Annotated in this window: 10 protein-coding genes; 5 read left to right on the top strand and 5 right to left on the bottom strand. The window is 43.5% G+C overall.

Annotated elements, in window-relative coordinates; genetic code table 11:
* Window positions 1–31: 31 nt before the first annotated feature.
* Entirely contained in the window at window positions 32–1,354 is a 1,323-nt protein-coding gene (gene argA, locus B4240_RS09390; RefSeq protein WP_191692313.1) for an amino-acid N-acetyltransferase, read from the top strand.
* 163 nt (window positions 1,355–1,517) lie between these two features.
* On the opposite strand, the gene B4240_RS09385 is transcribed toward argA, so the two are convergent.
* Window positions 1,518–2,249, bottom strand: a complete 732-nt coding sequence (locus tag B4240_RS09385) for an FKBP-type peptidyl-prolyl cis-trans isomerase (RefSeq protein ID WP_296238644.1) — start codon at window positions 2,247–2,249, stop codon at window positions 1,518–1,520.
* Window positions 2,250–2,678: 429 nt separating this feature from the next.
* Here B4240_RS09385 and B4240_RS09380 point away from each other — a divergent pair, with 429 nt between their 5' ends.
* On the top strand, window positions 2,679–4,448 hold the full coding sequence (locus B4240_RS09380; RefSeq protein ID WP_296238642.1) for a mechanosensitive ion channel: 1,770 nt from the start codon (window positions 2,679–2,681) through the stop codon (window positions 4,446–4,448).
* A 239-nt stretch (window positions 4,449–4,687) separates the two neighbouring features.
* Here the strand turns inward: B4240_RS09380 and B4240_RS09375 are convergent, their stop codons facing one another.
* Window positions 4,688–6,016 (bottom strand): hypothetical protein, encoded by a 1,329-nt coding sequence (locus tag B4240_RS09375; RefSeq protein WP_296238640.1) that lies wholly within the window; start codon window positions 6,014–6,016, stop codon window positions 4,688–4,690.
* A 286-nt stretch (window positions 6,017–6,302) separates the two neighbouring features.
* On the opposite strand from B4240_RS09375, the gene B4240_RS09370 reads away from it, so the two are divergent.
* A complete protein-coding gene (locus B4240_RS09370) occupies window positions 6,303–7,085 on the top strand; it encodes an SDR family NAD(P)-dependent oxidoreductase (protein WP_296238638.1) in 783 nt (260 codons plus the stop codon).
* Between the two features lie 119 nt (window positions 7,086–7,204).
* Here B4240_RS09370 and B4240_RS09365 read toward each other — a convergent pair whose 3' ends face one another.
* The 3 genes from B4240_RS09365 to B4240_RS09355 all read right to left on the bottom strand — a co-directional run bounded on the left by B4240_RS09365 (window position 7,205) and on the right by B4240_RS09355 (window position 10,718).
* Window positions 7,205–7,900 (bottom strand): lysophospholipid acyltransferase family protein, encoded by a 696-nt coding sequence (locus tag B4240_RS09365; RefSeq protein WP_296238637.1) that lies wholly within the window; start codon window positions 7,898–7,900, stop codon window positions 7,205–7,207.
* A gap of 158 nt (window positions 7,901–8,058) precedes the next feature.
* The gene (gene parE / locus B4240_RS09360) at window positions 8,059–9,942 is read right to left on the bottom strand and encodes a DNA topoisomerase IV subunit B (protein ID WP_296238635.1); all 1,884 of its coding nucleotides are present in this window, start codon (window positions 9,940–9,942) and stop codon (window positions 8,059–8,061) included.
* Between the two features lie 110 nt (window positions 9,943–10,052).
* Window positions 10,053–10,718, bottom strand: a complete 666-nt coding sequence (locus B4240_RS09355; RefSeq protein ID WP_296238633.1) for a YqiA/YcfP family alpha/beta fold hydrolase — start codon at window positions 10,716–10,718, stop codon at window positions 10,053–10,055.
* Between the two features lie 194 nt (window positions 10,719–10,912).
* Between B4240_RS09355 and B4240_RS09350 the strand changes: the two genes are divergently transcribed.
* Both B4240_RS09350 and B4240_RS09345 read left to right on the top strand, forming a co-directional pair.
* Complete coding sequence (locus B4240_RS09350; protein ID WP_296238632.1) at window positions 10,913–11,173, top strand: DUF1289 domain-containing protein; 261 nt, start codon at window positions 10,913–10,915, stop codon at window positions 11,171–11,173.
* 132 nt (window positions 11,174–11,305) lie between these two features.
* Entirely contained in the window at window positions 11,306–12,199 is an 894-nt protein-coding gene (locus B4240_RS09345) for a pirin family protein (RefSeq protein WP_296238630.1), read from the top strand.
* Window positions 12,200–12,391: the final 192 nt, after the last annotated feature.

Below are 12,391 nucleotides of genomic sequence, written 5' to 3'. Positions count from 1 at the left end.
TTTTTTTATTCTAACAACTATTGCTCCCATTATGACTACTAGCGCCATGCCACAAATTAATCCTGAATACGTTCACTGGTTCCGTAACTCTGCCCCTTACATTAATACCCATCGCGGTAAGACTTTTGTGATTATGTTTGGCGGTGAGGCGGTCAATCATCCCAATTTCAGCACGCTAATTCATGACTTTGCTTTGTTGCACAGTCTAGGTATCAAACTGGTACTGGTACACGGCGCGCGACCGCAAATCGAAAAAAACTTGAAAGACGCCCAGATTACCTCCCCCTTGCATAAAGATATTCGCGTGACCCCGCGCGTTGCTATGCCCGCTATCTTACAAGCGGTTGGTGCGATTCGTTTGCAAATCGAAGCCCAACTGTCGATGGGCTTAGCAAACTCACCCATGTATGGCTCGCGTATTGACGCAGTTTCAGGCAACTTTGTCACCGCGCGTCCTTATGGGATACGTGACGGCGTTGATTATCAGATGACTGGTGAAGTGCGCTCAATCGATGTCGAAGCCATTAAAAACAACCTGTTACATGACCATATTGTGATTTTAGGGTCGATGGGTTACTCAGCCACGGGTGAAGTGTTTAATTTATTGGCGGAAGATGTGGCGCTTAGTGCTGCTGTGGCGCTCGGTGCTGATAAGCTGATATTCTTAGGCGAAGAAGCCGGCATCAATCATGACGACCGTTTATTACGTGAGATGATTCCAAATGAAGTCGACCGCTTTTTACGCGATCGTGATTTAAATTGCGAGATTAATTACTTCTTAAGCTGTGCTAGCAATGCTTGCCGTCAAGGCGTACATCGCACCCATATCATCTCTTATGCCAAAGATGGCGCGTTACTCGAAGAGCTATTTACCCGTGATGGTTCTGGCACCTTGATTAGCCATGACCCGTATGAAGAGATTCGCCGTGCTGATATCGACGATGTGGTTGGACTGCTTGAACTACTAACCCCGCTAGAACAACAAGGTATCTTAGTCAGCCGCTCGCGCGAGCGCTTAGAACAAGAAATTGACCACTATAGCGTCATTGAGCGTGACGGTATGATTTTGGGCTGTGCCGCGCTTTATCCACTGGATGCAGATTCAGCCGAAGTCGCTTGTGTGGCGGTGCATCCTGAATATCGTAGTGGCAGCCGCGGTGCTGACCTGCTGGCGTTTTTGGAGCAACAAGCGCGCAGCCATGGTTTGCATAAATTGTTTGTCCTAACTACCCGCACCGCGCATTGGTTTGTCGAGCAAGGTTTTGCGGAAGTTGATGCTGCTGCTTTACCGGAGGCGCGCCGTGAAAAATATAATAATGGTCGTAATTCTAAAGTGTTCCAAAAAACGCTGTAATTATCGCACTAATTATTTATTAATTTATAACGACCAGCTTAACTACCGCGTACTAAAAAGCCCTCATATATTATGAGGGCTTTTTTATTTTTTATAACCGTTCTTTTATAACTACTTTTCTATAAGCATCATGGCTTAAAAAGGTTAGCAGTCCAATAACGCCTTATTTTACTTTTAATAGCTCAACGGTAAAGATAAGCGTGCTGTTTGGCTCGATGCCTGCGTTGCCCGCTTCGCCATAAGCGATGTCTGATGGGATATAAAATTCGTATTTGCCGCCCTCTTTCATCAACTGTAAACCTTCCGTCCAGCCAGCGATGACTTGGTTTAGTGGGAATTCAATTGGCTCACCGCGCTCATAAGAGCTGTCAAATACCGTACCATCAAGCAATTTACCTTCGTAGTTCACTTCAACCACGTCCGTAGCTTTTGGTGATTTGCCAGTACCTTCTTTCAATACTTTATATTGCAGACCAGAAGCGGTGGTTTTGACGCCCTCTTTTTTACCGTTTTCTGCTAAGAACGCCGCACCTTTGGCTTTGTTGTCTTCAGCTTTGGTTTCCATCTCTTTGACAAACTTCTCTTCTTGCTCTTTTTGATACGTCATCAAGACCTCTTGCATCTGTTCTTGCGTCAATGCTGAGTCTTTACCTTCATAGCCATCACGAAAGCCTTTTTCAAAGGTATCGAGATTCAGATCGCCGACCGCTTCTTTATTACCTTCTGCCATCATATAGCCCAAACTGTAACCCACTTTTTCATTGGCTGAGCTTTTTTCAGTGACCGAAACGCTCTTAGCAGCGCTTTCTTTGCTGCCATTGCTGGCGTTACAGCCAGTGATTAATAACATAGCACTAGCAAGGGCACTGATGCTTAAGGTAGTAATTTTTTTCATAGAATACTCTCAAATGGTAAGAAAAGTGGCGAGATGCCGCATTTATCTATCATAACAAATCTTGGTTTTAGGGGCTATGCTTACCGTAAAATTATCGGTCAAATGTACAGTCTGTGTTAATTTTCGCTACAAAAATAACAACTTATCACACAACTATAGTAAGAGGTTAAGCTTTCTGTCTTTAAATCCATCATTACTTCCGCTAAGCTAAATTGGTTAAGGTAAGAAGTAACAGAACGTAGATTTTGTTAACAATCATACAGGATGTTGACCCCTATCTTTTCACACCATTTCAAAATAATTTCAATTAAAAATACTAATAATTAGGTATGTGTCGGCGGCAAACAATAATGCTTATATTCAATTAAAAATGTAGTTAAACGCATAGATTGTTTGCCTGCTGAGACATAATCATTAAAGGAGGACAGGATGAATCCAATGTATACATCGTTCAATGGTTATCTTGGTGGCCCTATTGGTTCCATCATTGGCGCTATTTTGATTTTCATCATTGGCTGGCTCGTGGCACTGGGTATCGCTGCCCTCGTACGCGGTGTATTGTCTAAAGTAAATCTCAACCAGCGCATGAATACTTCAACCGGTAAAAGCTACGATTTAGAAGGTATTATCTCAAAAATCGTCTTTTGGTTTATTTTTATCATCGCCATCTCTGGCGCTCTAAGTCAGCTAAATCTAAACTCCATTTCAGCGCCATTTGCTAACATGGTCAACCAAGTCTTGACCTTTATCCCTAATCTTATCGCTGCGATTGCCGTTGGTGTGATCGGTTGGGTGATTGCCACTGTTGCTCGTACAGCAATCAATGCCGCCCTAGCAAAAACCTCCATGGATGAACGTTTAAGCGCCAAAGCAGGCGTAAAACCGATGAGCAGCACCATTGCTGATATGGTTTATTGGTTCATTCTATTGGTTGTGTTGACCATGGTACTTGGTCAGCTAGAGCTAGATGGTTTGTTTGCCCCATTGACCAACATGGTTGATAAAATCTTTAGCTTTATTCCTAACATTCTTATCGCTGGTGTGGTCTTCGTGGTGGGTTATATCATCGCCAAAGTCGTACGTGGCATTGTGACCAACCTAGTATCTACGTTTGATGTCCAAAAACTGGCCTCAAGAGCAGGTCTAAGCGAACAAAACAGTTTACCAAATATTGCAGGTTCACTAGCGTTTTTGGTGATTATCATCCCAACGATTATTGCCGCTTTAAATGCGCTAAGAATCGATGTGATTGCGCGTCCTGCAACCAATATGCTCAATAAAATCATGGATGCCTTGCCAAATATCTTTATGGCAGCCGCGATTTTAATCGTAACCTTCTATGTTGTACGTATGGTCGCTAACATCATCAAAGGTTTACTAGAAAATACTCAAATCAACCAGTTGCCTGCGAAAGTTGGCCTACAAGAAACCATGGGCGATAAGAAAATCTCTGACCTCGTTGGTTATGCGATTATCTTCTTTGCAATGTTGTTTGCTGCTATCGCCGCCGCTGACTTACTAGGCTTTGAAGCAATTTCAGCCATTATTACGATGTTTATTGCTTTTGGTGCCAACATCATCCTAGGCGCGGTCATTCTGTTTATTGGCTTTTGGCTTGCCAACATCATCGCTGGTGTCGTTGAACGCTCTGAGCAAGGTTCACAGTTCTTAGCAAATATCGTCCGCGTCTTAATCATGGGCTTAGTACTGGCCATGGGTCTAAAAGCGATGGGTATCGCCGATTCTATTGTTAACCTAGCATTTGGTTTAACCTTAGGTGCCGTTGCGGTAGCGTTTGCCCTATCGTTTGGTCTTGGCGGTCAAGAAGCAGCAGCGCGCTTCTTACGTAAAATGCAAGATAAAATGGACCGAGAGCATGATAAAGCAAAAGCGAAATCTGCTTTGACACCAAACTCGTCAACGCAAGATAAAGTTGCCGCGGCAGTTCGTGAGAATACGCCAACCGCTACGCCAGCGTCAACGTCAACCACGGATCTACATACGGATGTTGTTGATACGACTCGTGTCAATACCGATACGATTAATACCTCTGATATCGAAAATTCCGCTAACACGCATGTGAATAACAACGTTACTGACGGTAGCATCACTGATGAGGATATTAATAACAATAACTTACTGCCTGGTAGCGGTCTATACGACAATACCAATAACAAGGACGATATAAATAACAAGTAAGTGTTGCTTATATTCTAAGTGAAAAAAAGACAGCCTAGGCTGTCTTTTTTTATGAAGGTGAATACAGGCTTTTGTAGCTGCGCAGCTGGTGGAGCATACTTTACATAGTCGTTAGAAAAAATCGATACATCGCGCCCTGCTGGTATAAGTTTCTCTTGCTTGCTGTGCCTACGCAGACAGAGACTGCAAAAACCTTATACCAGTAGTGTCGTAGTGTTTTTAAGGTATTTTCAATTTTGCTATCGCTTTAGATTTTGCTGCTGCAGTTGCTGGATTTTCTTGGTCAGCTGACGCTCGCGCTGACTCATGGCAGCAACGGGCTGAATCCACAAATCGATATCAATAAACGTATCATTCGCCTCAGCAATAAAATCTATACCCAGTACAATCACGTGGTGCAGCTCCGCTAGCGGTAAGCGCGTGGCAACATCTAGTGCGATTTTTGCAAGATTTGGTTGAATGGTCTTTTTACTATGTTGCCCCTTTGCATCCTGCCCATAAAATATCAGCACATAATGCCGACCTAAAGACTCATAAGAATGGTGATGGACGACATAGCCTTGTTGTTGTAATTGCTGTTCTTGTTTAGGATGGCGATACAATGTACGAATCAGCTCATGACGCGAAGACATAGACTCACCGAGTATTTGCTGTTGCCAATAACAAAGGTCTATTTCTAAGGATACTTGTTCATTACTTTTTTGCCATGTATCGCCAACCATCTCTAGCATTTGATTGCTTATTTGCGACCATAGGATAGCCGCTTGTGCCATATGTTGCTGATACATCTGGCTGGTCGTACTATGATTTTTTTGCGCCAGTGCCATTGCTATCAAGGCGGAATTGGGCTTGTCTTGCATTTTACATTTAATCAGGGCGTTATCTATAGCAATTGCTTGTGCGAATAACGCAGGACTATTTAAAAAATCATTGACCATGACTTCTTCAGATTTAGGATTAGATACCTGGTCACGAGCTTTGTCTTGTATGTGCTCGAAACGATACTGTAAAAATCGCCACAAATCGCACGGCGTATGTAGCGCCCTTAGTATCAATTGCCAATCGTGCCAGCCGAATATTTGTAGATGTTTCTCATCCACATTTTTATCTAAATTTAAATCTTCCATAAAATACTGGGCAGTAAAGCCATGTTTTAGACGCTTTCTTGCACGTTTGGGAAAGTTTTTATAATCAAAATTGTTTGAGTTATTAATCTCACTTTTAAACTGAGTATCAAAAACTAATACCTCAATTATAGGTACTAAATTATCTTTGTTAGACAAACATTCTTTGTGCCATGCCAGCACTGATTTAACAGCAGTCTTACGCACGCTTTTAATATCAGCCGAGGCCGTATTCTCAGGCAAATAAACGACCAGCTCAAATAGTTGTAACTGACCCAATGGCAGCTGATAAGCAAATTTTTGCGCTTTATAGTGCGCTTTATAACTAGCCGCAAACGCTTGAAGGTTAGGTAATATAATCTCTAATACCTCAGATTGCAGGTAGCAAGCCAACTCATCGCCAAGAGAGCTTTTATCAGACAGCACAGTAGTCAAATTGGTCACAGCCCCAACCTTTTCGTATTAAATATATATAGCAGTCTATACCTTATCTTATCACTGAGACAAAGCATGCTATTGTCATAATGATTGCCATAAATTTTTGCTTAAATTATTTAACATAAACGCAATTATACCAATTACCTATAGTCGCATTCACAGCAGTGAGTTGTTATGATGACACAAAAGCTAGCAGATTTGCGACGTCTTTATTGGGCTATAAATCATCCTAGCGCACGCTTAATATTTTATTTATATAATAACACTCGTATGATAACAAGGACTGCACATCATGAAACGCTTTAAAGAAAAAACCGTCATCGTCACAGGCGCAGGTTCAGGTATTGGCCGCGCTACCGCCATTCGTTTTGCTCAAGAAGGCGCCAGTGTGGTTTTAGTTGGGCGCACGGCTGCAACCTTAGAAGAAACGGCAAAAGCGTTTCCGCAAGATCGCACGTGGATTCACACCGATAATTTTTTGACCGTTGTCTGTGATATCAGCGTAGAAGCTCAAGTTCAAGAAATGATGAAAAGAGTCATCGATAAGTTTGAGAAAATTGACGTCTTAGTAAACAATGCCGGCAAAGCCATGCAAGGTAAAATCACCGAGCTGTCCTCTGAAGATTGGAAAACGGCCATCGATGTCAATTTAAACGGTACTTTTTATGTCTGTCAGGCTGCCATGCCACATTTGATTGCTACCAAAGGCAACATCATCAATGTCTCGTCGCTGTCTGGCGTCGGTGGTGATTGGAATATGGCGGCCTATAATGCTGCCAAAGCCGGTATCAGTAATTTAACCCGTACGCTAGCGCTCGACCACGGTGCAGACGGCGTGCGCGTCAATGCGGTTAACCCAAGTGTGACGGCAACCGAGATGACCAGCGCCATTCAAGACAACGATGGCAAAACCAATAAATTTTTAGACCGTTGCCCCCTTGGACGTATGGCTAAGCCAGAAGACATCGCCGCCGCCATTACTTTTTTAGCAAGCGACGATGCCGCTATGATTACCGGTGTTAATTTACCCGTTGATGGCGGGGTCAGTGCCTCTAACGGTCAGCCACATTTTTAGCAGCAGGTGACCTAGATAAATTATTCAACCAAAACCTTATTGATTAAGACTAAAAAAGCCTCTGATATCTCACATATCAGAGGCTTTTGGCTTCAACCGTTATTAAAAATCAATATACTTTACTCAGCTAAATGATTGATATCCTGTAGCGGCTGCGATAAACGCTCAGGGTGCCGCGGTACTACGCCTCGATACTGCGCATATATTTTTGGCAAATCGGCTTCGATATCTCCCGTCGGATAGATGGGCGACATAAAGCGAATCTCTCTGGTTTTATAATCCATGGCGATAGGCAAAATTGGCACACCGGCGCCCACCGCCAAATAATAAAAGCCCGTTTTCCAGTCTTTGGTATATTGGCGCGTACCTTCTGGCGCTAAGCCCAAAAATAGCGGCTTACCCGTCTTAAATTTATCGATACTTGCTTGCAGCACCGAGCCTTTATTACCGCGGTCAATAGGAATGACCCCAAGCCATTTTAACAGCTGCGCAAATACAGGCACTTTAAATAGCGTATGTTTGCCCATGATGCTGATTTTTAAATCTAACGCAAATAAGCTCGGTATGGCATAAATACCATCGACATTAGACGTATGCGGCAGCGCCAAAACGACGGCCTGCGGAATATTTGGAATCTCGCCAACGGTACGCCAGCCTGCACCCTTTAACAATGCTGATGCAATGCTTGGCGCAAACCTATTACCGCGTTTTGGCACCAAATTACCCAGTTGCTTTTTACTCAAACTCGGTAGCACTTTGGAGCGCGCAGGCTTAGAGACAGCTCCTTTAGAACGCTTAAAAAATTTTAAAGTCATGGCGGCCCCACCCAATAAAAGATATCTTTATCATACCCCTAAGCTTCTACGCCTAAACTGAATTTTATAAGCGTTTATGACTTGCCAGCTTACCTTTTGTACATTTATATAAGTAAAATTTATAAATGCAAAGTAATGACCCGCAAACTTATAAAGCCTTAGATGACAGCCAAGTTGCCTTTATGCTCAAGCCATGATTTACGGTCAGACGCCCGTTTTTTGGCCAGTAGCATATCCATGACATTATTGGTCAGTAACATGTCATCCATATCTAACTGCACCAAACGGCGGGTATCACGGTTCATGGTCGTCTCGCGTAGCTGCTCGGCACTCATTTCACCCAAACCCTTAAAGCGTGTGATTTGCGCTTTTTTATTGCCCGCTACATTGGCCAATATATGCTCAAGCTCAGACTCGTCTAACGCATAATACACCTCTTTACCGACATCGACGCGGTACAGCGGCGGCATCGCGACAAATAAATGCCCTGCATCAACCAAGGCTGGAAAATGTTTGACAAACAACGCACAAATAAGCGTCGCAATATGCAAGCCATCAGAGTCAGCATCTGCCAAAATACAAATCTTGTCATAGCGTAGCTCTGATAAATCATCCGAGGCTGGATCGACACCAATCGCAATCGCAATATCATGAATCTCTTGGCTTGACAGTACCGTATCTGACGATACCTCCCAGGTGTTTAAAATCTTACCACGCAGCGGCAATATCGCTTGATAGTGACGGTCGCGCGCTTGCTTGGCGGAACCACCCGCCGAGTCCCCTTCGACCAAAAACAGCTCTGCACCATCGCGTAAATCGCCGCGACAGTCAGCGAGTTTACCCGGTAGCGCAGGACCTTGGGTAATTTTTTTACGCGCAACTTTTTTAGCAGACTTTAAGCGCCGACCGGCTTTATTAATCGCCAATTCTGCAATCTGCGTGCCCATATCCGCATGCTGGTTGAGCCATAAGCTAAAAGCATCTTTTGCTAATGTCTGCACCGCGCCCGCCGCTTCACGGCTAGAAAGTCGCTCTTTGGTTTGACCAGAAAATTGCGGTTCAGAAAACTTCAGCGACAAGATATAGTTGACCCCATCCCATACGTCTTCGGCCGTTAATTTAACGTTACGTGGTAATAGATTATGAATATCACAAAACTCGCGCAGCGCCTCTAAAATACCCGTGCGTAAGCCATTAACGTGCGTGCCGCCTTGCGCGGTTGGAATCAAATTGACATAACTTTCTTGAATTGGCGTACCACCATCAGGCAACCAAGACAAAGCAAAGGTAATAGCAGCACGCTCGCCAGCTTTTGCCTCATGATTATAATAAAATGGCGCTTCCGGTAAGGTTTCTAAACCATCTAATTGCTCGTTTAAATATTCAACCACCCCATCGGTAAACTGCCAAACGACTTTTTCGTTATTAATATCATCGACAAACTCAATCGTCAGACCTGCTGCCAACACCGCTTTGGCTTTTAGATTATGTTTAAGCTGCTTAATGTTAAACTTTGGCGTATCAAAAAAACTGCCATCGGCCCAAAATTTAACGCGTGTGCCACGTTTACGTTTGTTGGAGCTGACCGTTTCAGTTAAAGCCGTGACTGGCGCGCCATTTTCAAACGCCATATCAAACTGCGTGCTATCGCGCCATACGGTTACTTCAACTCGCGTTGATAGCGCACTGACGACAGAGATACCAACGCCGTGCAAACCGCCCGACACTTGATAATTGGATGTCGAAAATTTACCGCCCGCATGCAGACGGGTTAAAATCAGCTCAATGCCTGATTGTCCAAACTCAGGATGGATATCGGTTGGCATACCGCGGCCATCATCTTCGACCGATAGCGAACCATCACTGTGCAGCTGGACTTTGATGATTTTTGCATAACCGGCCAACGCTTCATCGACCGAATTATCGATGACTTCTTGGGCCAAATGGTTAGGGCGCGTGGTGTCGGTGTACATTCCAGGGCGACGGCGTACTGGCTCCAGCCCTTCTAAAACTTCTAACGATTGCGCATTATATTGGCTCACAAATGCATCCTTAATTATTCATGTGCGATTAATTCTATTAAACCATTATAACGAAAAACAGTAGCATTAAGGTCAATACTCATTTGCTTACGTCAGATAATGTCGTCTATTTAAATCTGTACGAGATTCTGCAGCATATTAATCACCATCGGTAATTGCTCAGCAAAGTCACTAAAGCGATGATCACCTCCCGCTTGCACTGTTACCGTCGCTGCCTGCTCTTGATAAAACTGTTTAGATAGCTCAGGATTTAGCAGCTCGTCTCCTTCTTTAATAAGGACAGCGATTTTATTCGGATGATTAACCGTCGATAACTGGTGCGCTGCAAACCACTGTAAATCTGCTTGAGTAATATCCCAACCGCCCGCTGTCGAATGGATAATTTGACTGCTTAAATCCTCGTCTTTGTTCTCGTTTTTTAAAACAAAATCTTTGGCAAATCGCTGTAAGGTAATATGCGGCTGGGTGCTAGGATTTAACAGTAGCGCTGGGCAACCTGTATGGTTGCTAACCAAAGTAGAAAAGTAACCGCCCAATGAGCTACCGACCAGTACGGTATTAGCAGGTTTATGCTGCTTATCTTTTGCCCTATTCTCCTCATCTTCTAAACACTCGATTAAAGAGCGTATTTGTGCAAAAACTTGCTCGGGCGTTTTATTCAAATCAGGGCGCAATACCTTGATATTTGGATGATACTGTTGGCAATAATCCTCTAGCAACCTACCTTTTGTAGAGTTGGCCTCACTATCTAAACCATGGATATAAATAATGTTCACGTAACATCTCACTTATTAGTTTTGTTATGATTGCTGTACATGGGCGTGTAAAGCTCAGCATAGCACTGACGTCATAAAAACAATAACGATAAAATGGCACAGTATTATTCACTATTTGCGCCATATTAGTATTTATAGTAAGACGAAGAAAGTAAACAAGTTAAAGGAATAACGATAACAGCGATGGAGCCGCCATGAATCAGCAGTTTGAACTGTTCGAGATTGCCAATCCATGCATTGGTGTTTGTCAAAGCAACAAAAAGGGTTACTGCTTTGGGTGTTTGCGTAGTCGGACCGAGCGGCAACTGTGGCATGAGATGACGAACGAACAGCGCCGTGAGGTATTACGATTAATAGCAGGACGTCAGCAACGTATCGAGCAGCTGCGGCAGCGTAAGGGTGAGCAATTAGGCTTTGACTTTAACGAAGTGGCTGAGACGGGAGAACTATTTTAAAAGACAGATTAGAGTTAAATTCAGTTTAAATATTTCATTAATAGTTATAGCTAAACTACACAGTTCCTATTGAAATTTGTATCCGTATCCTCAAATATATAAAAATAGCCATTAAAAATGTAGGAGAGCACAATGGATAACAATCTGACAAACAGCGTAAAAGATAACGTGACCCAATCACGGCAAATCGAACAGCTCTATGCTGGCATAGATACCCAAGATGGCGCTGGTGTGAAGCTGACTCGCGTCCTCACGCAGCAGCTACAACAACGTCTTGACCCGTATTTGATGTTAGATAACTTTAAAAGTGACGATCCAGATGACTATGTTGCCGGTTTCCCTAACCACCCGCATCGCGGCTTTGAAACCATTACTTATATGATTACCGGCCGTATGCGCCATCGCGACAGTGCTGGTAACGAAGGGTTATTACAAAATGGCGGCGTACAGTGGATGACAGCGGCTAGCGGTGTGATTCATTCAGAATTGCCTGAACAAGAAAACGGCGCAATGGAAGGGTTTCAGCTTTGGCTCAATCTACCTGCCAAAGACAAAATGAATGATCCTTGGTATAAAGACTTTCAAAGTGATGATCTACCTAAATATACAACCGAAGATGGCGTCGATGTCACGGTAATTGCGGGTACGTCGCACGGCGTAGAAGGTGCAGTCACGCGTGACATCACTGAGCCGACTTATTTGGATATTCATCTACCCGCAGGTACTAGCTTTAGTCAAGCCATTCCAGCTGATCACAATGCATTTGCTTTTGTATATCGTGGTACGATAGATATTGAAGGCGAGACAGTACCAACTAAAACCATGGCTATCCTCAAAAACGATGCTAATACGGATGGTGTGACCATTACCGCCGATAGTAGTGAGGATACCAAAGTGATCTTAATCACTGGTCGCCCACTACGCGAGCCGATTGTGCAATACGGCCCCTTTGTGATGAACAGTCAGCAAGAAATCATGCAAGCGGTCAACGATTTCCAAAATGGCAAGTTTGGTGAAGGTGCTTAGTTTTTAGTTTAGTAGGTCAAAGTTTTTAGTTTAGTAGGTCAAATATTTATTAGATTTTAAAGCCCGTATTAGTTCGCTAATATGGGCTTTTTTTAATAGTTATGAATTTGAAAATTCAAAACCCACCCATAAAAAAAGCCCCCTCTGCATAAGCAAAGGGGGCTTTTAGGAAAAGAGAGCTGACGATGACCT

The sequence above is a fragment of the Psychrobacter sp. UBA5136 genome, from assembly GCF_002414005.1.
Taxonomy (GTDB): Bacteria; Pseudomonadota; Gammaproteobacteria; order Pseudomonadales; family Moraxellaceae; genus Psychrobacter.
Note: the sequence above shows the minus strand (reverse complement) of the source record. Positions and strands in the feature narration are given on the sequence as shown.